Annotated in this window: 20 protein-coding genes and 1 pseudogene; 13 read left to right on the plus strand and 8 right to left on the minus strand. The window is 65.8% G+C overall.

Features of this window, described 5'->3' with window-relative positions:
• The first annotated feature begins 36 nt into the window (after positions 1–36).
• Positions 37–780, plus strand: coding sequence for a peptidase (locus ACHMWQ_RS19045; protein WP_354550180.1), 744 nt, complete (start codon positions 37–39; stop codon positions 778–780).
• A 132-nt stretch (positions 781–912) separates the two neighbouring features.
• Here the strand turns inward: ACHMWQ_RS19045 and ACHMWQ_RS19050 are convergent.
• A pseudogene (locus tag ACHMWQ_RS19050) lies at positions 913–1689 on the minus strand (LysR family transcriptional regulator); the annotation flags it as partial.
• A gap of 139 nt (positions 1690–1828) precedes the next feature.
• Here ACHMWQ_RS19050 and ACHMWQ_RS19055 point away from each other — a divergent pair.
• The 3 genes from ACHMWQ_RS19055 to pcaD all read left to right on the plus strand — a co-directional run bounded on the left by ACHMWQ_RS19055 (position 1829) and on the right by pcaD (position 4276).
• A complete protein-coding gene (locus ACHMWQ_RS19055) occupies positions 1829–2611 on the plus strand; it encodes an SDR family NAD(P)-dependent oxidoreductase (RefSeq protein WP_396308672.1) in 783 nt (260 codons plus the stop codon).
• A 175-nt stretch (positions 2612–2786) separates the two neighbouring features.
• A complete protein-coding gene (locus ACHMWQ_RS19060; RefSeq protein ID WP_396308673.1) occupies positions 2787–3236 on the plus strand; it encodes an SRPBCC domain-containing protein in 450 nt (149 codons plus the stop codon).
• Between the two features lie 254 nt (positions 3237–3490).
• Positions 3491–4276, plus strand: coding sequence for a 3-oxoadipate enol-lactonase (gene pcaD, locus ACHMWQ_RS19065; RefSeq protein WP_396308674.1), 786 nt, complete (start codon positions 3491–3493; stop codon positions 4274–4276).
• Here pcaD and ACHMWQ_RS19070 read toward each other — a convergent pair whose 3' ends face one another.
• The 3 genes from ACHMWQ_RS19070 to ACHMWQ_RS19080 form a co-directional block, all read right to left on the minus strand.
• Positions 4277–4684 (minus strand): DoxX family protein, encoded by a 408-nt coding sequence (locus tag ACHMWQ_RS19070; RefSeq protein ID WP_396308675.1) that lies wholly within the window; start codon positions 4682–4684, stop codon positions 4277–4279.
• Positions 4685–4792: 108 nt separating this feature from the next.
• The gene (locus ACHMWQ_RS19075) at positions 4793–6454 is read right to left on the minus strand and encodes an electron transfer flavoprotein-ubiquinone oxidoreductase (RefSeq protein WP_396308676.1); all 1662 of its coding nucleotides are present in this window, start codon (positions 6452–6454) and stop codon (positions 4793–4795) included.
• Positions 6455–6632: 178 nt separating this feature from the next.
• On the minus strand, positions 6633–7946 hold the full coding sequence (locus ACHMWQ_RS19080; protein WP_396308677.1) for a PQQ-dependent sugar dehydrogenase: 1314 nt from the start codon (positions 7944–7946) through the stop codon (positions 6633–6635).
• Positions 7947–8032: 86 nt separating this feature from the next.
• On the opposite strand from ACHMWQ_RS19080, the gene ACHMWQ_RS19085 reads away from it, so the two are divergent.
• Together ACHMWQ_RS19085 and ACHMWQ_RS19090 are read left to right on the plus strand one after the other, a co-directional pair.
• A complete protein-coding gene (locus ACHMWQ_RS19085) occupies positions 8033–8878 on the plus strand; it encodes a uracil-DNA glycosylase (RefSeq protein ID WP_396309483.1) in 846 nt (281 codons plus the stop codon).
• Positions 8879–9017: 139 nt separating this feature from the next.
• On the plus strand, positions 9018–10328 hold the full coding sequence (locus tag ACHMWQ_RS19090; protein ID WP_396308678.1) for an MFS transporter: 1311 nt from the start codon (positions 9018–9020) through the stop codon (positions 10326–10328).
• Between the two features lie 140 nt (positions 10329–10468).
• Here ACHMWQ_RS19090 and ACHMWQ_RS19095 read toward each other — a convergent pair whose 3' ends face one another.
• Entirely contained in the window at positions 10469–10966 is a 498-nt protein-coding gene (locus ACHMWQ_RS19095; RefSeq protein WP_354550198.1) for a flavin reductase family protein, read from the minus strand.
• Positions 10967–11239: 273 nt separating this feature from the next.
• Between ACHMWQ_RS19095 and ACHMWQ_RS19100 the strand changes: the two genes are divergently transcribed.
• The 7 genes from ACHMWQ_RS19100 (at position 11240) to ACHMWQ_RS19130 (ending at position 18053) form a co-directional block, all read left to right on the plus strand.
• On the plus strand, positions 11240–12157 hold the full coding sequence (locus ACHMWQ_RS19100; RefSeq protein WP_354550200.1) for a branched-chain amino acid ABC transporter permease LivH: 918 nt from the start codon (positions 11240–11242) through the stop codon (positions 12155–12157).
• Between the two features lies 1 nt (position 12158).
• Positions 12159–13538: a high-affinity branched-chain amino acid ABC transporter permease LivM gene (gene livM / locus ACHMWQ_RS19105; protein ID WP_396308679.1), complete on the plus strand. Its 1380-nt coding sequence runs from the start codon at positions 12159–12161 to the stop codon at positions 13536–13538.
• Positions 13535–14437 (plus strand): ABC transporter ATP-binding protein, encoded by a 903-nt coding sequence (locus ACHMWQ_RS19110; RefSeq protein ID WP_396309484.1) that lies wholly within the window; start codon positions 13535–13537, stop codon positions 14435–14437. Before livM ends, ACHMWQ_RS19110 begins: the two co-directional genes overlap by 4 nt.
• On the plus strand, positions 14434–15171 hold the full coding sequence (locus ACHMWQ_RS19115) for an ABC transporter ATP-binding protein (protein WP_354550206.1): 738 nt from the start codon (positions 14434–14436) through the stop codon (positions 15169–15171). Before ACHMWQ_RS19110 ends, ACHMWQ_RS19115 begins: the two co-directional genes overlap by 4 nt.
• Positions 15172–15208: 37 nt before the next feature.
• Positions 15209–15553 (plus strand): DUF6867 family protein, encoded by a 345-nt coding sequence (locus ACHMWQ_RS19120; RefSeq protein WP_354550208.1) that lies wholly within the window; start codon positions 15209–15211, stop codon positions 15551–15553.
• Positions 15554–15715: 162 nt separating this feature from the next.
• A complete protein-coding gene (locus ACHMWQ_RS19125; RefSeq protein WP_354550209.1) occupies positions 15716–16834 on the plus strand; it encodes a branched-chain amino acid ABC transporter substrate-binding protein in 1119 nt (372 codons plus the stop codon).
• 106 nt (positions 16835–16940) lie between these two features.
• Complete coding sequence (locus tag ACHMWQ_RS19130; RefSeq protein ID WP_396308680.1) at positions 16941–18053, plus strand: branched-chain amino acid ABC transporter substrate-binding protein; 1113 nt, start codon at positions 16941–16943, stop codon at positions 18051–18053.
• A gap of 216 nt (positions 18054–18269) precedes the next feature.
• Here ACHMWQ_RS19130 and ACHMWQ_RS19135 read toward each other — a convergent pair whose 3' ends face one another.
• The 3 genes from ACHMWQ_RS19135 to ACHMWQ_RS19145 all read right to left on the minus strand — a co-directional run bounded on the left by ACHMWQ_RS19135 (position 18270) and on the right by ACHMWQ_RS19145 (position 21672).
• Positions 18270–19034: an amidohydrolase gene (locus ACHMWQ_RS19135; RefSeq protein WP_396308681.1), complete on the minus strand. Its 765-nt coding sequence runs from the start codon at positions 19032–19034 to the stop codon at positions 18270–18272.
• 22 nt (positions 19035–19056) lie between these two features.
• Positions 19057–20157, minus strand: coding sequence for a hypothetical protein (locus tag ACHMWQ_RS19140; RefSeq protein ID WP_396308682.1), 1101 nt, complete (start codon positions 20155–20157; stop codon positions 19057–19059).
• A gap of 267 nt (positions 20158–20424) precedes the next feature.
• Positions 20425–21672, minus strand: coding sequence for an FAD-binding oxidoreductase (locus ACHMWQ_RS19145; protein ID WP_354550215.1), 1248 nt, complete (start codon positions 21670–21672; stop codon positions 20425–20427).
• Positions 21673–21841: the final 169 nt, after the last annotated feature.

Here is a 21841-nt window from a genome sequence, read left to right on the forward strand (position 1 = left end):
AAAACACCGGCCGGGGTGGGGCAGGATAAAGAATTTATGACCTATTGCGTTGGAATCCTGGTTCGCGAAGGCCTTGTTATGCTGGCCGACACGCGCACCAATGCCGGCCTCGACAACATTGCGACGTTCCGGAAGCTGCACCTCTACCAGACCGAGGGCGAGCGCGTGATCGCGCTCGCCACGGCGGGCAACCTTGCCGTCAGCCAGTCCGTCCTCAATGTCCTGACCGAAGGCCTCGAAAACCCGGAAACGGGCAAGATCGACACGATCTACACCATCCCCAGCATGTTCAAGGTGGCGCAGTTCGTCGGCCGGGCGATCCGCGAGGTCTACCGCATCCACGGCAAGTCGATGGAGCAGCAGGCCGCGAGCTTCGACGTCACGATGCTGCTGGCCGGCCAGGTCAAGGGCGGACGCCTGCGCCTGTTCATGGTCTACTCGGCCGGCAATTTCATCGAAGCGACGACCGATACGCCCTATCTGCAGATTGGCGAGCACAAATACGGCAAGCCGATCCTCGACCGCGCCGTCACCGCCGACACGCCGATTTCCGAAGCGCTGAAGCTCGGTCTCGTGTCGATGGATTCGACGCTGCGCTCCAATCTCGGCGTCGGCATGCCGATCGACGTCCTGGTCGTCCGTCGCGACGAGTTGAAGATATCGATCTCGCATCGCATCGATGACAATGACGCCTATTTCGCGGGCCTGCGCGAACGCTGGTCGGCCGCGCTGCGCGCCGCGCACCAGGCGATCCCCGAGCCGCCCTACGGCCCGATCTAGGTCCGGAACGCTCAGGACTCGACGCGGATCATCTCGATCAGCGCGCGCAAGGCGGCCGAGACATGGCGGCGGCCGGGATAAATAGAGATGGAAGCCCGGCACCGTCGGGCTCCAGTCTTCCAGCACGCGGATCAGCCGCCCATCCGCGAGTTCCTTCGCGACGAGGATATCGGCGGCGTAGAGCAGGCCGATGCCCTCCACGGCCGCCGTGATCAACAGCGTGTCGAACGTGTCGACCACCAGCGGCCCGGTGACGGGCATCGCCAGGGACTTGCCGTCCTTCTCGAACTCCCAGCGATAGAGCCCGCCGCTCGAGATCTCCCGCCGGCCGATGCAGAGATGGTCGCGCAGATCCTGCGGCTGCCTCGGCGGCGGATGCCGGGCGAAATAATCGGGCGAACCGACAATCGCCGCCCGGAAATCCGCGGAAACCCGCACCGCGCTCATGTCCTGGTGGATGCTGTCGCCGAGCCGGATGCCGGCGTCGAAACCGCCGCTCACGATATCGACGAAGGCGTCGTTGACGGCGACCTCCAGCGTGACTTCCGGATAGGCCTGTGTGAAGCGGCGGAACAGCGGTGCCAGGATCAGCGCGGCCGCCATGCGCGGCACGTTGAGGCGCACCGTGCCATGTGGCCGCGCGCTGAACGCATTCACCCCCTCGACCGCCCGATCGACACTGGCGAAGGCGGGACCGATCTGGTCGAGCAGCGCCTGCCCTGCTTCGGTCGGAGAGACGGTCCTCGTCGTGCGGTTCAGCAGGCGGACACCCAGCCTGGTTTCCAGCGACCGAAGCGAGTGGCTGAGCGTCGACGGCGTCAGGTTCAACCGCGCCGCGGCGCGGCGAAAGCTGCGTTCCTCGGCGACCGCGATGAAAGCCGTCAGTTCGGCCAGTTCATTGGCACGCATGATTGATGAATGTCACCCATGACTACATGCGAAGCACCATGGCTTATGTTTCACAATCGCGACAGCCATTTTCACCTCGTCACCAATCGATGGCCCTGCCGGTCTGCGGCGCGCCATCCGTCCCAAGGATGAGGTCTAAATGTCCCAGTCACCCTCCCCCCGCCTGCAGGATCGCGTCGCGCTCGTTACCGGCGGCGGCAGCGGCATCGGCCGCGCGGCAGCTTTGGCCTATGCCCGCGAGGGCGCCAGGGTCGTCGTTGCCGGCCGGCGCGCCGCCGAACTGGACGAGACCGTCCGCCTCATCGAGACAGCCGGCGGCAGCGCCCTCGCCGTCTCCACCGACGTCGCAAAGTCGGGCGAGGTCCAGGCGCTGGTCAAGGCGACCGTCGACCGCTTCGGTCGCCTCGATGCCGCCTTCAACAATGCCGGCATCGAGGGCTTCGCGCCGATCACCGCGATGACCGAAGAGGAATTCGACCGCGTCATCGGCATTAATCTGAAGGGTGTCTGGCTGTCGGTGAAATATGAGGTCGAGGCGATGATCGCCCTCGGCCAGGGCGGCGCTATCGTCAACACCTCATCCTGGCTGGCGGCCGGCGCCTCCTTCGGATCCTCCGCCTATTCGGCCAGCAAGGGCGGTCTGGATGCGATGGTCCGCGCCGTGGCCGTGGAAGTCGGTCCGCACAACATCCGCATCAACAACATCAATCCCGGCATCATCGACACGCCGATGGCGCGGCGCATGACGAACAATGACGCCAGCGCGCTGGCGCCTTTCGTCGCCCACACGCCGGCCAAGCGTGTCGGAACCTCCGAGGATGTCGGCGACGTCGCCGTCTGGCTCTCGACGGACGAAGCGCGTTTCGTCACCGGCCAGTCCCTGCTCGTCGACGGCGGGTTCACCATCGCCGGTCTTCGCTGACTCTGGAACCATCTCCCCGCCAGGTCCCGACAGCTCCCGCTGGCGCGACCTTGGCGGCGGGATCGAGCGGGAGGGAGCGCCGCGTTCGATTGACAGGCGGGATGGCTGCATCGATACCAGCGTCGAGGGCGGCGCCGTTCGGCCGCCCCGCCGTTTTCGTGGAGCACCCGACATCATGACCGACAAGCCAAGCCTGACGCTGAAGCGCCAGTTGAAGGCGTCGCCCGCCCGGATCTTCAAGGCCTGGACCGACCCTGCCAAGCTTGTCCATTGGTTTGGCCCCCATGACACCGCAGAAGGCAGCGTCGAGGCGGAGACGGATCTCCGCGTCGGCGGCGCCTTCCGCATCCGCTTCAAGACCGCCGACGGCCAGCAGCAGGAGGCCAACGGCAGCTACCAGGCGCTTGTACCCGACCAGTCGCTGGCGATGAACTGGACCTGGCTGGTCGACCCCGAGGCGCCGAGCCTGGTGACCGTGACGTTCCACGGCGAGCAAGGCGGCACCATGCTGACGCTCACCCAGGAAGGCCTCGCCGACGAGGCGAGCCGCGCCAGCCAGCAGGTGATCTGGACCGGGGCGATCGAGCGGCTCGAACGCTTTGTAACCCGCGGCGGCAAGAAATAGCGGCGGCGCTCCGGGAACGTGCGACGGCGCGCTCATGCCGTCGCGTCCCGCAAGACGGCCGGGGGCTGCCCGGCCTGCTCATCTTGCCGCGCCAAGGATTGGGGAAGATCAGCGGTTGACGAAGTCCCGGTTGATCCAGCCTCTTGGCCGAACCATTTCCCTTATATAGGCTGACGCCAGCAATGCTCTCGTCAGGAGCATGCCGCCATCCTGCGGGCCGACCCGATCCGCTGGCAAGTTTGACGGGGTTTCTCATGCCACTGATCGCTATGGACGATCGCATCCGACTGAATGTCGAGGCAGATCCGGACAATGGCAAACCACCACTCCTCCTGACCAACGCCCTCGGCACCAATCTCGGCATGTGGGAGCCACAGCTCCCGGCGCTGCGCGAGCATTTCCGCGTGATCCGCTTCGACGACCGGGGCCATGGCGGCTCCGACGTGCCCGATACGCCCTATACGATCGACCGGCTCGGCCGCGACGCGCGCGGCGTGCTCGACGCGGTCGAGGTCGAAACGGCGCATGTCGTCGGCCTGTCCAAGGGCGGCATGGTCGCGGCCTGGCTCGCGGCCAACAAGCCGGACTATGTCGAGAAGCTGGTGATCTGCGCCTCGGCGCCGCATTTGCCGCCGCGCGACATGTGGGAAGGCCGGGCCAAGACGGCGCGCAACGAAGGCCTGTCGGCGCTCGTCGACGCCGTGATCGGCCGCTGGTTCCAGGAAAGTTTTCGCGCCGCCCACCCGGAAACCGTGGCCCGCATCCGCGAGATGATTCTCGATACGCCGGCCGAGGGCTATGCCGCCTGCTGCGAGGCGCTGGGCGAAATGGACCTGCGCGAGGACCTCGCCTTGATCCAGACGCCGACCCTGGTGATCTGCGCCGACCACGATGCGACGGTGCAGCCGGCCAAGGCGCGCGAATGGGTGTCGCATATCGACGGCGCCCGGATGGAAGTCATCCGGAACGCCGCGCATCTGTGCAATGTCGAGCAGCCCGAGGCTTTCAACCGCATCCTGCTCGACTTCCTCCTGGCCTGATCAGGCGCGCTCGCGCTTCAGCAGCGCGTCGACGCTCCAGCGGCCGGGGCCGGCGAAGACCAGATACAGGAAGATGAAGCAATAGAGGATGGCGGCGTCGCCGCCATTCAGCACCGGGTAGACGCTCCGCGGCGCATGGGCCATCCAGTAGGCGAAGGCCATCAGGCCGGACAGCACGAAGGCGACCGGGCGCGAGAACAGGCCGATCAGCAGCAGGAAACCGCCAATCAGTTCCAGCATGCCGGCGGTCCAGGAAAGACTGAACATAGCCGGCGAATTATCCGAGGCCGGGAAGCCGAGAATCTTCTGCGTTCCGTGCGCCATGAAGATCAACGAAGAAACGATGCGCAACAACCCAAGCGTATAAGGCTGAAACTTAGAAATCTTCTCAAATAGCACTGTCAACATCTCCAGGTGATCGGTGCGCCCCTGCTAACACAGCATCAGGGAGCGCGCCTAGCACAGGGCGACATCGAGACGGGGACAGAAGATAAACTTATGATCACGCAAACGTGATCACATATTGGGATAGTTGGGTCCCCCGGCGCCCTCGGGCGTCGTCCAGTTGATGTTCTGGTTCGGGTCCTTGATATCGCAGGTCTTGCAGTGGACGCAGTTCTGCGCGTTGATCACGAAGCGCGGCCCGTTCGGCTCTTCCACCCATTCATAGACGCCGGCCGGGCAATAGCGGGCCGAGGGACCGGCATAGACGTCGTGCTCCGACGTCTTCTGCAACGCCGGGTCCAGCACCTTCAGGTGGATCGGCTGGTCTTCCTCATGGTTGGTGTTCGACAGGAACACCGAGGAGAGCCGATCGAAGGTCAGCACGCCGTCCGGCTTGGGATATGCGATCTTCTTGCATTCGGCCGCCGGACGCGTCGCGGCGAAGTCCGGCTTGCCGTGCTTCAGCGTGCCGAAAAGGGTGAAGCCGAGCGTGTTCGCCCACATGTCGATGCCGCCGGCGAGGATGCCGCCCAGCGTGCCGAGCTTCGACCAGAGCGGCTTGACGTTGCGCACCGTCTTCAGGTCGCGGCCGATCGGCCCCTTGCGCCAGTTCGCCTCATAGCCCAGCAACTCGTCGCCCGAGCGGCCCGCCGCCAGCGCCTCGGCAACATTCTCGGCCGCCTCCATGCCGGAGAGCATGGCGTTGTGGCTGCCCTTGATGCGGGGCAGGTTGACGAAACCGGCCGAGCAGCCGATCAGCGCGCCGCCGGGGAACACCAGCTTCGGCACCGACTGGTAGCCGCCTTCGGTGATCGCGCGCGCGCCATAGGAAAGGCGCTTGCCGCCGGCGAAAACGGGCGCAATCGCGGGGTGCGTCTTGAAGCGCTGGAATTCCTCGAAGGGCGACAGATAGGGATTCTTGTAGTTCAGGTGCACGACGAAGCCGACGACGACCTGGTTGTCCTCGAGGTGATAGAGGAACGAGCCGCCGCCGGTCGAGAAATCGAGCGGCCAGCCGAAGGAATGCTGCACCAGTCCGGGCTTGTGCAGCTTCGGGTCGACCTGCCAGAGCTCCTTGATGCCGAGGCCGTATTTCTGCGGCTCGCGCCCTTCCGCCAGGCCGAACGAGCCGATCAGCTGCTTGGCGAGCGAGCCGCGCGCCCCCTCGCCGATCAGCGTGTACTTGCCGCGCAGTTCCATGCCGCGCTGGAAATTGGGGCCCGGCTCGCCATCGCGGCCGACGCCCATGTCACCGGTCGCGACACCGGCAACGGCGCCGTTCTCGTCGAAAAGCAGTTCGGCGGCGGCGAAGCCCGGATAGATCTCGACGCCCAGCGCCTCGGCCTTGGCCGCCAGCCAGCGGCAGACATTGCCGAGCGAGACGACATAATTGCCGTGGTTCGACATCAGCGGCGGCATCATAAAGTTCGGCAGGCGAACCGATCCGGCAGGGCCCAGGAACAGGAACTGGTCCTCGACCACCGGCGTCTTCAGCGGCGTGTCGCTCTCCTGCCGCCATTCCGGCAGCAGCTTGTCGAGCGCGATCGGATCGATCACCGCGCCGGACAGGATATGCGCGCCGACTTCGGAGCCCTTTTCGACCACGACGACGGTGACGTCCGGATCGAGCTGCTTCAAGCGGATGGCCGCCGCGAGCCCGGCCGGACCGGCGCCCACGATCACAACGTCAAATTCCATCGCTTCGCGATCGGGAAGCTCTGCCGAGATTGCCATGCGTGCCCATCCGGTTCGGTTGTTGGCCCCTCTTTAGAAGAGCAACAAACCTCAGGCAATGCCGAAAATATAGTGAAGCGAAGGACTTGATGAGCCTCGCGCATCAACATGATGCCGATCGGGCAAGGTTCGCTCCTGCCTACCAGCGCAAGCCGCAGCACTCGCGGCGGGCAGCGAATTATTTCACCTTCCGAACGCGCCAGACCGTTCCATTGGCGTCTTCCGAGACATAGAGCGCGCCGTCCTTGCCGGTGGCGACGCCGACCGGGCGTCCCCACAGGCTGTGATCGGAGAGAACGAAGCCGGTCATGAAGTCCTCATAGGCGCCCGTCGGCTTGCCATCCCTCATGAGCAGGCGGACTACCTTGTAGCCCGTTGGCTTGCCGCGATTCCACGAGCCATGCAGGGCGACGAAGCCATCACCGCGATAGTCCTGAGGAAAGGCCTCGCCCTCATAGAAAGTGATGCCGAGCGGCGCCGAATGCGGCTGGATCAGCACGTCCGGCACGGTGACGCGCGCCTTCAGATCGGCCCGCGCCCCCTCATGGCGAGGGTCCGGATTGGCGCCGATATAGAACCAGGGCCAGCCGTAGAACCCACCCTCCTGGACGCTGGTCGCGTAGTCGGGCGGCAAATTGTCCCCGAGGCCGTCGCGCTCGTTGGTGGCGCACCAGAGCGCCCCGCTGACGGGCTCGATCGCCAGCCCCGAGCAATTGCGGATGCCGGTCGCGAAGCTGCTGACATTGCGACCATCCGGATCCGCGGTCAGAACCGCGGCGCGGCCGGCTTCCGATCCCCAGGCGGCGCCAAGCCCGTGCCCGGCCTCCCAGTCGGCGATGGCCTGCTTGTCCTTCTTCCCCATCGACTCACCGGCATTCGAGGCCGAGCCGACGGAGACGAACAGCTTGCTGCCATCCTGCGAGAAGGCGATGTCGCGCGTCCAGTGCGAGCCGCCCTTCGGCAATCCTTGGACGATGACCTCGCTCTTGCCCCGCGCCTGACGGTCGCCGGCCGCATAGGGGAAGCGCACCACCTTGTCGGTCTCGGCGACATAGACGAATTGCGGATCCGGGCCGGGCGGATAGAAGGCGATGCCATAGGGACGGTCGAGCCCCTTGGCGAAGACTGCCGGGTCACCGCCTCCGGCCGGCAGCACGCGGACCTGCCCGGCGCCGCTTTCGGCCAGGAAGATATCGCCGTTCGGCGCCGTGCGCAGGACGCGCGGGATGTTCAGCCCGTCCGCCACCAGCTCCGCGACGAAGCCGGCGGGAACGCGCGGCACCCTGCCCTTCGGCCGCGCCACGATATCGGGCTGGGTCGCGACCGATTCCGTCGCATAGGGCGCCGGGAGATCGCCCGGGCGAATCCAGCGCTGCACACCGGGCCGGTCGGCCCGCCAGTCGCCAAAGGCCGCCGCTCCCGTCTTCGGCGCATCGGCGAGCGCCATCGCAGGAAGGAGGACAAGGGCGGCGGCCAGCAGGCGTCGGGTCACGGCGGCATCTCCCTGAATTATGCTATTGTGCGGCGGCCCCACAGGGTCGACATAGGCGAGCGTTGCGCCTACTCAAGAACGATATGATGGCTTCCGAGTTGCAATCCCCGTCCCCCGAAGCGCTGGCGGCGCTGCTGGATTGGTACGTCGCCAATGATGTCGACGTGGCGATCGAGGAAGAGCCTGTCAATCGCCTGGTTGCGAGGGTTGCCGAGGAGGCAGCGCCGGAGCCGGCGCATCGCCCCCTACCAAGCTTCGAGCCCGCGGCCCGCCCCCATTCTCAGCCGACCGTCGCCGCGGCGATTGCCACCGCCATGTCGCCGGAGGCGGACGCGCTCGCAGCCCGGGAAGCCGCCGCGAGCGCCGATACGCTGGAAGCGCTGAAGGACGTGCTGACGCGCTTCGAGGGTTGCGCGCTGAAGACGACGGCGAAGTCGCTGGTCTTTGCGAGCGGCAACCCCGCCGCCCGCGTCATGCTGGTCGGCGATCCGCCGGGCCGCGACGAGGACCTGCAGGGCGAGCCTTTCGTGGGACCGCCGGGTCCCCTGCTCGACCGCATGCTGGCCGCGATCGGCCTGTCGCGGGCCGAAGTCTGCCTGACCAACATCGTTCCGTGGCGGCCACCGGGCAACCGCGCGCCGACCCCGCAGGAGACCGCCATCTGCCGGCCCTTCCTCGACCGGCAGATCGAGCTCGTCGATCCGGATTTCCTGGTCTGCCTCGGACCAATGGCCGCCAAGGAATTATTGCCGACGAGCGAAGGTCTTTTGCGCGTCCGAGGTCAATGGTTCCCCTACGACACCGGCAAGCGCAAGATCCAGGCGATGGCAACGCTGCATCCGGCCTATCTGCTACTGCAACCGCTGCAGAAGCGTCTGGTCTGGCGCGATCTTCTGGTGCTGAAGGCTGCTTTGGACGCTGCTCCAGTCTAAAGATCTGGCGCGACGCAGGTTTTTCATTCTGTAAACCTGATATTCACCACAAAGTGCCATCTTTTGGACATGCGGACGGCTGACAAAGTCAGTCATCACCTCAAATCGAATTGGCCGCAATTCGGCGCCCCCGGTCAAAATGGCATCCCAGCTCCTTCCCGTCGCCGCGCTCCTCATGGGGTCGGCACTTCTCCTCATCGCAGGCGGCATTCACGGCCTGCTTCTCCCGATCCGCGGGGCGATTGAAGGGTTCTCGACCACGGAGCTTGGCCTGATCGGCACGGGCTGGGCGGTCGGCTTCGTGCTGGGCTGCATCATCGTCCCGCGCATCGTGCGCCGCGTCGGCCACGTTCGCGCCTATGGCGTCATGGCCTCGATCGCCGGCGTCGTCATCCTGATCAACCTGCTGTGGATCTCGCCCTGGGCGTGGATCGGCCTACGCGCCTTTTCCGGCTTCTGCTTCGCCGGCGCCCAGATGATCGTGGAAAGCTGGCTCAACGAGCGCGCCACCCGCGAAAATCGCGGCACGATCTTCTCCGTCTACCAGATGGTGAACTTCGCCGCGTCGACCGCGGGCCAGCTGCTGCTCGCCACCGCCCCGGCCGAAGGGTTCTTCTTCTTCGTGCTCGGCGCCATCTTCTACTGCCTGGCGATCCTGCCCTCCGCGCTCTCGACGGCGCAGACGCCGCGCCCGCTGAAGACCACCACGCTCGACCTGCGCAGCCTGTTCCGCAATTCGCCCGTTTCGGCGGTGGGCTGCTTCCTGATCGGCCTCGTCAACGGCGCCTTCGGCACGCTCGGCGCCGTCTATGGCCAGAAGATCGGCCTGCCAACGGCGGTGATCGCCTTCTTCATGAGCGCGGCCGTGCTCGGCGGCGCCATCACCCAGGTGCCGCTCGGCAAGCTCTCCGACAAGATCGACCGCCGCTTGGTGCTGATCGGCGTCGCTACGGCGGCGATCGTGATGAGCCTCGCCATCGCCTTCGGCAGTCCCACCCAGCCCACCGTCATCATCGGGATGATCGCCCTGTTCGGCGGCATGATCTATCCGATGTACGGACTGACGGTGGCCCATGCCAACGACTATGCCGCACCGGACGATTTCGTGAAGGTGGCGAGTGGCCTGCTGCTGATGTCCGGCTTCGGCACGATGATCGGCCCGATCATCGGCGCGCTCGCCATGACCTATCTTGGCCCGGCCGGCCTGTTCACCTTCTTCTCGATCGTCCATGTCGTGCTGATCGGCTACACGGCCTATCGGATGTCGCGCCGCCCCGCGCCGCGCGACGTCCCCCGCGATGCGTTCCAATCGATGCCGCCGCTGAAGAACGCCACGCCGGAGACAATCGCGCTCGACCCGCGCGCCGAGGAAGCCAAGCCGCCGCAGACGGTGGCCCCGCCCACGGCGCCGCTTCCGGTCCTGCCGCCCGCGCTGCCGCCGGCAGTCTGACGGCCGTCGCGCCTCCTTCTCGCGAGCGAAGAAGCACGTCGAGCGAGCCGTAATAGCTCCATCACACAGGCCGAAAAACCCTCGCCCCCTTGCGCGAGAGGGTTGGGTGCGGGGCTTGATTTCTGGATCGTTTGTCGGGCTCAGACCCGGTGATACGTCCGGTCGAGATAGACCAGCGCGCTGTCATTCGGACCGACGCGGACGGCCTCGACAAGACCGAACATCACCGAATGGGACCCCTGCTCGATCACCTCGGTCAGGCGGCAATCGAAGCTGGCGCGCGCCGATTCCAGCACCGGGGCGCCGGTCGCCAGCGTCACCCAGGAGCCGAGCGCGAAGCGCTCCGGCATGGTCAGGCCCGTGCGGCCGGCAAAGGCCTCGGCCAGGCCCTGCTGGTTGCCCTCGAGCGTATTGATGCAGAAGCTGCCATTCAGCTTGAAGGCGGCGTTGGTCAGGCTCTTGCGATTGACGCAGACCAGCACGATCGGCGGACGGTCGGAAACGGATGTCACGGCAGAGGCCGTCAGGCCGCAGGCGCCGCCCTCGCCCGAGGTGGTCACCACGTGGACAGGAGCGACAAGGCGACTCATCGCCTCGCGGAACATTGCCGGATCGACCAGATCCGTGAGCGTATCCATGCCTGTATCTATCCCAATCCTGCTGGCGCCGTCACGTCTGGTCGTATCGGGTCGGGCCGGCGACGACAAGCCGGACGGCGCTTCCCCCGGCAAAAATCGGTCGGCCATTTTATAAGGATGACTTAGCGTTACGACCGCGTCGCGGACAGTGTTCGGCGATGGCTTGTTGTTTTGTTCGGTTCGTGTACCTAATCGAGGTTCAATGAGAGGGTGGTCTACGGATACAACCTCCGGGAACAATAAAGCACTGCGCTGCACGCGGGGATCCACGAGATGGAAGTTTTCCTACAACAGTTGATCAATGGGATCACGCTTGGGTCTATCTACGGCCTGATTGCGATCGGATACACGATGGTGTTCGGCATCATCGGAATGGTGAACTTCGCGCATGGCGACGTTTTCATGACGTCTGCGTTCATCGCGCTGATTTTCCTGCTGGTCCTGACCACAGTTCTCGGCATGTCGTCGATGATACTGGCGCTGATCATCGTCATGGTCATTGCCATGGTGCTGACGAGCCTGATGAGCTGGGCGATCGAGCGGGTCGCCTATCGGCCCTTGCGCGGCTCGTTCCGCCTGGCGCCCCTGATCTCGGCCATCGGCATGTCGATCGTGCTCTCCAACTTCGTGCAGGTCGCCCAGGGCCCGCGCAACAAGCCGATCCCGCCCATGTTGAGCGGCGGCATCGAGGTGATGAATTCCAACAACTTCGCCGTCACCCTGTCCTACAAGCAGATCCTGATCTGGGTCACCACCGCCGTGCTGCTGGCCGGCTTCTGGTATCTCGTGCAGAAGACCTCGCTCGGCCGGGCTCAGCGCGCCTGCGAGCAGGACCGCAAGATGGCGGCGCTGCTCGGCGTCAATGTCGACCGCACGATCTCGCTGACCTTCGTGATGGGCGCGGCGCTGGCCGCCGTCGCCGGTACGCTGTTCCTGTCCTATTACGGCGTCGTCAACTTCTCGGACGGCTTCGTTCCGGGCGTCAAGGCGTTCACCGCCGCGGTTCTAGGCGGCATCGGCTCGCTGCCGGGCGCCGTGATCGGGGGGCTGCTGATCGGCCTGATCGAGACCTTCTGGTCCGGATATTTCTCGATCGACTACAAGGACGTCGCGGCGTTCTCGATCCTGGCGATCGTGCTGATCTTCATGCCGCAGGGCCTCCTCGGACGACCTGAAGTCGAGAAGGTGTGACATGGCAGACGTGATCGCGAACAAACATGGCCCGGACATCTCCGCGGCCGTGAAGGATGCCTTGTTGTCCGGGCTCATCGCCCTCGGCCTGTTCGGCCCGCTGGTCGGCCTGCGCACCGAACAGAACATGCGCAACGAACTGGTGGTGCAGGGACGCTGGGGCCTGCTCGCCTCGGTCATCGGCGTCATCGTCGTCGGCCGCTTCCTGCTGCTGACGCTGGTATGGCCCGCCATGGCGGCGCGCAAGGAGCGGGCCGGCCCCGTCTCCGAGACGCCGTCCGCGGCGCGCCAGGCCGTCTCGCGCTGGTTCGCCCCGGCCTCGCTGGTCTTCCTGTTCCTCTATCCGGTGATCATCGTCAGCCTGCTCGGTTTCCAGGGCTCGCTGAAATGGGTCGACAATTTCGGCATCCAGATCCTGATCTACGTCATGCTCGGCTGGGGCCTGAACATCGTCGTCGGCCTCGCCGGCCTGCTCGACCTGGGCTATGTCGCCTTCTACGCCGTCGGCGCCTATTCCTATGCCCTGCTGTCGAGCCATTTCGGCCTGTCGTTCTGGATCCTGCTGCCCATGGCCGGCATCTTCGCGGCGCTCTGGGGCATCCTGCTGGGCTTCCCGGTGCTGCGCCTGCGCGGCGATTACCTCGCCATCGTGACGCTGGCCTTCGGCGAGATCATCCGCCTGGTGCTGATCAACTGGCGCGAACTCACCAACGGTTCCTCCGGCATCAGCTCGATCCCGAAGATCACGCTGTTCGGCATCAAGTTCGACGCCTCGCCGACCGGCTTCGCCAAGCTCATGGATCTGCCGGTCTCCTCGGCCTACTACAAGATCTTCCTCTACTACCTGATCCTGCTGCTGGCGCTGCTCACCGCCTTCGTCACGATCCGGCTGCGCAAGCTGCCGGTCGGCCGCGCCTGGGAGGCGCTGCGCGAGGATGAGATCGCCTGCCGCTCACTCGGCATCAACACCACCAACACCAAGCTGACCGCCTTCGCGCTCGGCGCAATGTTCGCCGGTTTCGCCGGGTCGTTCTTCGCCGCGCGCCAGGGCTTCGTCAGCCCCGAATCCTTCACCTTCATGGAATCGGCGATCATCGTGGCGATCGTCGTCCTGGGCGGCATGGGCTCGATGGTCGGCGTGGCGCTCGCCGCGGTCGCCATGATCGGCGGCACGGAACTGCTGCGCGAACTCGCCTTCCTCAAGACGATCTTCGGCGACAATTTCAATCCCGACCAGTTCCGCATGCTGATCTTCGGCCTCGCCATGGTCGGCATCATGATCTGGAAGCCGCGCGGCTTCGTGTCCTCGCGCGAGCCGACGATCTTCCTGGCCGAGAAGAAGACGATCTCCGGCTCGCTCGTCAAAGAGGGGCATGGCTGATGAGCGAAACCCTCACCATGACCCGCGACGCGCCGATGCCCTGGGAGAACCGCCCGGTGCTGAAGGTCGAGCATGTGTTCATGCGCTTCGGCGGCCTCATCGCCGTCAACGACCTGTCCTTCAGCGTCGGCCGCGGCGACATCACGGCGCTGATCGGCCCCAACGGCGCCGGCAAGACCACGGTGTTCAACTGCATCACCGGCTTCTACAAGCCGACGCAGGGGATGCTGCGGCTCGAGCACGAGGCCGGCTCGACCTTCCTGCTCGAGCGCATGCCGGACTTCAAGATCTCGGCCAAGGCGCGGGTGGCGCGGACGTTCCAGAACATCCGCCTGTTCTCGGGCATGACCGTGCTCGAAAACCTGCTGGTCGCGCAGCACAACACGCTGATGCTCGCCTCCGGCATGACGATCCTGGGCGTGCTCGGCCTGCCGGGCTATCGCAAGGCCGAGAAGCAGGCCGTCGAGAAGGCCAAGTACTGGCTGGAAAAGACCGGCCTGACGCCGCGCGCCGACGATCCGGCCGGCGACCTGCCCTATGGCGCCCAGCGCCGGCTCGAAATCGCGCGCGCGATGTGCACGGAGCCGGAACTGCTCTGCCTGGACGAGCCGGCCGCGGGCCTTAATCCGCGCGAATCGGCGGAGCTGAACGCGCTGCTGCTCGGCATCCGCGAAACCGAGAAGACCTCGATCCTGCTGATCGAGCACGACATGTCCGTGGTCATGGAGATTTCCGACCATGTCATCGTGCTCGAATACGGCACCAAGATCGCCGACGGCACGCCGACCGAGGTGCGCAACGATCCGCGCGTGATCGCCGCCTATCTCGGCGTCGATGACGAGGAGGTCGAGGTCGTCGAGGAAGCGCTGGACGAGATCATCGAGGGAGCGGCGACATGACCGGTCAGAACGGGACGCCGCTGCTGTCCGTGCAGGGCGCCAAGACCTATTACGGAAAGATCATCGCGCTCAAGGGCGTCGACGTCGACGTCCACCAGGGCGAGATCGTCACGCTGATCGGCGCCAACGGCGCCGGCAAGTCGACGCTGATGATGACCATCTGCGGCAACCCGCGGGCCCGCGAAGGCCGGATCCTCTTCGAAGGCCGCGACATCACCGAGATGCCGACGCATGAGATTGCCCGGCTGCGCATCGCCCAGTCGCCGGAAGGCCGGCGCATCTTCCCGCGCATGACGGTGCTGGAAAACCTGCAGATGGGCGCGGCGCTCGACAAGCTCGCCCATTTCGACGAGGACGTGGAGCGGATGTTCACGCTGTTCCCGCGCCTGAAGGAGCGCGTCGCCCAGCGCGGCGGCACGCTTTCGGGCGGCGAGCAGCAGATGCTGGCGATCGCCCGCGCGCTGATGGCGCGGCCGAAGCTCCTGATGCTGGACGAGCCGTCGCTGGGCCTCGCGCCGCTGATCGTCAAGCAGATCTTCGACGTGATCGGCGAATTGAACCGCACGGAAGGCCTCACCGTCTTCCTGGTCGAGCAGAACGCCTATCACGCGCTGAAGCTCGCCCATCGCGGCTATGTGCTGGTCAATGGTCTCGTCACCATGTCCGGCACCGGCAAGGAATTGCTGCAGAAGCCGGAAATCCGCGCCGCCTACCTGGAAGGCGGTGCCCATTGATCCCCTCCCCGTCCTGCACGCCAAGGAGGCATTCCTGATGTCGGGCATCCTCTATGAAGAAGCCTCGCTGGCGACCTTCCTGTTCGTCACCGTCATTCTGGGCGGCGCCGGCGCCTGGATGACCGGGCGAGCCTGCGCCATAACCTGGCGGCCCTTCTACCTGCTGCTGTTCTACCTGCTGCTGCTGTCCTTCGCGGTTCGCTTCATCCACTTCTCGCTGTTCCAGGCGACGCTGCTGTCGGTTCATTACTGGATCGTCGACGCTATCTTCGTGCTGGTCGTCGGATCGATCGCCTACCGCTACACCCGCACCAACCAGATGGTGTCGCAATATTATTGGCTTTACGCAAAGTCGGGGCCGTTTGCCTGGCGATCGATCTGACGATCGCCTGTCTCGTGCACAATTGCGCAAAGTTGAACCAAGACTGTTTTTAGAATCCGGATGACAGCCCTAAGGAAATCGGCAAGATAACCGACCAAGGCGACCCGTCATCCGCCGATAGGGCAGAAAGCCCACCTTCCAGATCCAACGGGAGACTTAAGAATGAAGAAGACCCTCATTTCAGGCCTGGCGCTCGCCGCGGGCCTGACACTGGCCGGACTGGCCCATGCCGACGATATCAAGATCGCCGCCGCAGGCCCCCTGACCGGCCCGAACGCCGCCTTTGGCGCCCAGATCCAGAAGGGCACCGAGCAGGCCATCGCCGACCTCAATGCCGCCGGCGGCATCAATGGCAACAAGTTCGTCCTGACGCTGGGCGACGACGTTTCCGATCCGAAGCAGGGCGTTTCGGTCGCCAACAAGTTCGTCGGCGACGGCGTCACCTTCGTCGTCGGCCACTTCAACTCGGGCGTGTCGATCCCGGCCTCGGAAGTCTATGCCGAAAACGGCATCCTCCAGATCTCGCCCGCCTCGACCAACCCGAAATTCACCGAGCGGGACCTCTGGAACACCTTCCGTACCTGCGGTCGTGACGACCAGCAGGGCGCGGTGGCCGGCAAGTACATCATCGACCACCTGAAGGACAAGAAGCTCGCCATCATCCACGACAAGACCCCGTATGGTCAGGGCCTTGCCGACGAGACCAAGAAGACCGCCAATGCCGGCGGCGTCACCGAAGTCGTCTATGAAGGCATCAATGTCGGCGACAAGGACTTCTCCGCCCTCATCTCCAAGATGAAGTCGGCCGGCGTCGAGGTCATCTATTACGGCGGCCTGCACCAGGAAGCCGGCCTCATCGTCCGCCAGGCGGCCGAGCAGGGCCTGAAGGCCGTGCTCTTCTCCGGCGACGGCATCACCGACCGCGAATTCGCGGCGATCGCCGGCCCGGCTGCCGACGGCACGCTGATGACCTTCGGCCCCGATCCGCGCCTGAACCCCGACGCCAAGGAAGTGGTGGAACGCTTCCGCGCTTCGGGCTTCGAGCCGGAAGCCTACACGCTCTACTCCTATGCCAGCGTGCAGGTCATCGCCCAGGCGATCGAGAAGGCCGGCACGACCGATCCGCAGAAGGTCGCGGAAGTCATCAAGTCCGGCGGCCCGTGGAAGACGGTTCTCGGCCCGCTCTCCTATGACGCCAAGGGCGACCGCACCACGGCCGACTATGTCGTCTACTCCTGGATCAAGGACGCCGACGGCAAGCTGGACTACAAGCAGCTCTAAGCCGATCGCGGTTTGAACGCCAAGCGCCCGCATCTCTCGCAGATGCGGGCGTTTTCTTTTGCGCCGCCGCCGGGCATGATCGCGCCAAGCCCGAAAAGGACCACTGATGTTGCGCGTCAATTGCCTGCCCGCCTGCCTCGCCCTTCTGCTCGCCACCACTGCCGGCCCAGCGCTGGCCGATATCCGCATCCTCGCGGTCGGCCCCATGACCGGGCCCTACCAGGCGCTCGGCAAGCAGATCCGCGCCGGCGTCGAAACGGCAGTCGATGCGCTCAATGCAAAGGGCGGCATCAATGGCGAACGGATCAGCGTCGACATCGAGGATGATGCCTGCAAGCCGGAAGCGGCGGTTGCCGCCGCCAATCGCGCGGTCGGACGCGGCGACCAGCTCGTGGTCGGCCATGTCTGCGCCGAAGCGGCGATCGCGGCAGCCAGCGTCTATGCCGACAACAGGCTGCTCGCCATCACGCCGGCCGTCACCGCCAACCGCTACACCGACCAGCGCGCGGGACCCACGCTCTTCCGCCTCGCCACGCGCGACGACGCGCAGGGGCCGACCGCCGGTGCGTTCCTGGCCGAGCGCTTCGGCAACAAGCGCATCGCCCTGCTGAATGACGGCTCGTCCTATGGCAAGCCGCTGGCCGAGGCCACCAAGCAGGCGATGAACGAGGCCGGCAAGCGCGAGGCGCGGCTCGACACGTTCGATCCCGGCGCCAAGGAATATAACGCGCTCGCCGACCGCCTGATCGCCGACGCGATCGACGTCGTCTTCGTCGGCGGCGACCAGGGCGACATCGCGCTGATCCTGAAGGCGCTGCGCGCCAAGGGTTCGCCGGCGGTCGTCATGGGCGGCGATTCGCTCGGGACCAGCGAGTTCGTCACCGCGGCCGGCGACGCTGCCAACGGCACGCTGCTCACCTTCTTTACCGACTGGCGCCTGCAGCCCCCGGCCGAGGCGGCCAACGCCGCCCTGCGCCAGGCAGGAATCGAGCCGCAGGGCTATGTCCTGCCGGCCTATGCCGCCGTCCAGCTCTGGGCCGCCGCCCGCCAGTCGAGCGGCCCCGCTGCCGGCGACACGCTGGCCTCGACGCTCTCGGCGTCCCCGACCCCGACGGTCTTGGGCACCGTCGCCTTCGACGGCAAGGGCGACGCCCAGCTTGCGGGCTTTTCGATCTATCGCTGGGCAAACGGCGCCCTGGTGCCGGAGACGGGTCAGTAGGCGGCCGCTTCTGCCTGACCCAGCCTTGGTTGAGGAGGCGTCTCCTTCCTCCGCCGTCATCCCGGCGAAGGCCGGGATCCATACCCACAGGCCTTTCGGGGCTCGCCATGGCTTGCCGGGCCGGTATTTATGGGCCCCGGCCTTCGCCGGGGCGACGGAGCATGGCTATCTCCGCAATATGCCGTACGCGAGCTCCCACGCTTCGGCCGACCTCGCTCAGAGATGAGCGTGCACGACCTTCAGCGCGTGCTGCAATGCCGCCCGTTCGAACGCCCGAGCGGCCCCGCCGCCATCCGCCGGCACTTTCGAGGCGTGCCGCTCGCCCTTTGCGCCGGGTAGCACGCGACCTTCCATGACGGTTCCCCAGACCGCGATGTCGCGGATCTCCATGGGGTTCACGGCCAACGGATTCCGGTCGAGGATCGTCATGTTGGCGCGCTTCCCCGGCGCGAGGCTGCCGATCTCATCCTCCATCTTCAGCGAGTAGGCGGCCTCGATGGTCACGCCGCGCAGAGCCTCCTCCGCCGAGATCCTCTGATCGGGCGCGGCGACGCGGCCCGACGCGGTGACGCGGTTAACCGCGCACCACATCAGGAACAGGGGATCTGCGGGCGCCATCGGCATGTCGGAATGCAAGGACCAGCGGATACCCGCCCGCGACAGGTCTCCGAGCCGGACCATCGCGTCCGCGCGTTCGGGGCCGAGGCCGACCACCGAATACTGGTCGGCGAGCGCCCTGACATAGTAGGGATTGCCGCTGACGATCGCGCCGAGGTTGCGGATGCGCTGGACTTGCTCGAAGGCGCTCACCGCGAAGTGCACGATCACGGTACGGTGGTCGTAGCGTGGATTGCGCCGCAGGTTCGCCTCGAGCGTGTCGAGCACCCGGTCGAGTCCGGCATCCCCGTTGACATGCACATGGAGCTGGTAGCCGGCGTCCCAGTAGATGCGGAAAGCCCGATCGAACAGCGCCTTGTCCATCATCCACTCGCCATGATGGTCGTCAAGATAGGGCTCGCGCCTGCATGAGCTGCGAGTAGATCGCACCGTCGCTGAAGAGCTTGGCCTGCCTCGGTGCGAGGCTGGTCATTCCGCCGTACCAGGAGGCCAGCGCCTCCGACCGGGCGATAACCTCGGCCTCGTCGTCATGAGCGGCGACGAGGCTCTTGGCGTCGACGATGAAAGACCAGCGGAAGGGCATGTCGGGGCTCGAGAAGACCGCGTTCACCCCATCCTGCACGGGCTTCGAGAGAATGCCGCCGGGTTCGTTTCCGAAGGTAATCCCCTTGGCGTGCATATAGTCTCGGCTCAGCTCGAGCCCGGCGCGCAGCCGCTCGGGCGTCGCGACCAGGAACGCGATGCGCGGCAGGACCGCGAACAGCCCCTGCTCCCAGAACCGCCCCTGGTCAAGATCAGACTGCTTGCGGGACGTCTCGTCGAATCCGTCCACCACCGCCCGCGTCACGCCGCCGGCGGCAAGGGCCGCGCTATTGAGGATCATTTCGTGGCAGGAGCGCGCCCAGACAAGGATGGGGCGCTCGGAGCTGACTGCGTCCAAATCCTCGCGCGTCAGAGGGCCGTAGAAGGCCGGGTGATAGCCCCAGCTCACGAGCGGCTCGTCCGGTCCGCTCAGTGCGTTTGAGGCCTTCGTCAGGCGCTCGATGAAGTCCCGCTTGTCCTTGACGGCACGAACCGTGCCGGATGGCAGAACCCAGTCCTCGATGGAGAGGATGTCCGACGACATGGTCAGGGCGGCGAGGACCGGGTGATCGTGTTGGGCGATGAAGCCCGGTATGATAACTTTGTCCCCGAACCTGTCGTCGACGCGATGCGGCTGGTCGCCGAGAATGAGCCGGACGTCATTGAGCGACCCGACCGCCAGGATGCGGCCGTTCACGACGGCGACGGCACTCGCCGACGGACGGACGGGATCGATCGTGACGATCTCGCGCGCCAAGTAGATCGTCGCTTCGGGCGACGATACGAGCGAGGCCCCGAGGTCCGAAAGGGAGCTAGTCTCGCCGAAGACGCGCCCGGCCGGCCCGATCAGGGCCGCAGCCGCGAGCCCGCCCTTCATCAGTACCCTGCGGTCGATGGCTTTCACGGCACCCTCCTCCGATGCGCTTCCGACCATTATAATAAAATCCCGCTGACAACGCGACGGATCTCGATTGAGCTGGCCGGCATCCGCAGGGCGCCCCGGCGCATCGTATTGGCCCTGGACCAGAACCGGGCCGTGGATACGGTGCTGCGAACGGCTGGAAATGGCCGACTATGGCCGACCGTCCAACGTCCGCTTCAGCCTTCGCCCGTCAACACTTGCCACCACGCGGGCGCGATCATGGGGTTCGAACCGTCCCCCGTCAGGCCACTAGGAAAACCGCGTCGCGCTGAACGGGGCGGGGTCGACGAAGGGCATTTCGCGGGTGATCAGTTCGGCAAGGAGCCGGCCCGTGGCCGGCCCCAGCGTGAAGCCCAGATGGCCGTGGCCGAAGTTCAGCCAGAGGCCGGGATGGCGCGGCGCCGGCCCGACGATCGGCATGGAGTCCGGGAAGCAGGGCCGCGAGCCCATCCAGGGCTCCTCCTCGATCTGCTCGCCGAGCGGAAACAGCGCCTTGACCTGCGGCAGGATCTTGGCGATCTGCACCGGGGTCGGCGGCGCATCGCGCGCGTCGAACTCGATGCCCGAGGTGATCCGGTAACCTTGCCGCATCGGCGTCAGCGCATAGCCATGCGCGACATCGACGACCGGCCGCTCGAGGGCGGCGTCGCCGCGCGGCTTGAAATGCAGGTGATAGCCGCGCTTCACGGCGAGCGGGTAGCGGTAACCGAGCGGCTTGAGCAGGTCCATCGCCCAGGGTCCGAGCGCCACGACGACATCCGGCGCGGTCGCCTTGCGGCCGTCCATGTCGACCACCCAGAGATCGTTCTCGCGCCGAAGCGACATCGCGTCGCCATGCGCGAAGGTGCCGCCCATCGCCTCGAACAGCCGTGCATAGGCCTTGACGACGCCGCCGGGGCTGGCGACGGAGACGGTATCCGGCCAGAACACGGCGCGGGCAAAAACCGGCGCGAGGTCGGGCTCCAGATCCGTGATCTCGTGATTGTCGAGGATCTCGTAGCGAACGCCGAAACGCTTGGCCAAGGCCAGCTGCATCTTGGTATCGGCCTCGAAGCGGGCGATGCTGCGATAGCCCTTGAGCCATCCCGTGCCGCGGAAGAACTCGACCGCCCTGCCCTTGCCGGCCAGCACGCCATGCTCGCTCGCCGCATGCGCCAGGATCGGGTTCATCGCCTCGGCATAGGCGTCGATGGCGCGCGGCGAGGATTCGGCCCTGAGCTTCAGCAGCCAGGGCGCGATCTTCGGCAGGAAGCGGCGATTGTAGTGCAGCGCGGTTTCGTCGTTGCGGCCATATTTCCACAGCGCACCGAACTGGCGGGGAAACACGATCGGATAGAAACCGTCGCGCTCGATGACGCCGGCATTGCCATAGGACGTGGCCTCGCCCGGATCGCGCCGGTCGATCAGGACCACGTTTCGGTTGCGCTTCTGCAGGTTGAGCGCGGCCGAGACGCCGACGATCCCGGCGCCGAGCACGATCGCGTCGAAACGCTCCATTTCCGGGGTGCTGGAAGGCGGTTGAATCGCGGGAATCGCTCTGTTCCTTTCCTGGGCCGGCGTGAGTTTGCCCGTCCCGGGGCGGGCGGGCAATTGCCGAGGCCCGATTGCCGTGTTACGGCCGAACGAACCCCGTCCCGCCCCGCTGATCGAGGGGCTCGAAGCTGAA

The sequence above is a fragment of the Kaistia sp. UC242_56 genome, from assembly GCF_044452255.1.
Taxonomy (GTDB): domain Bacteria; phylum Pseudomonadota; class Alphaproteobacteria; order Rhizobiales; family Kaistiaceae; genus Kaistia; species Kaistia defluvii_A.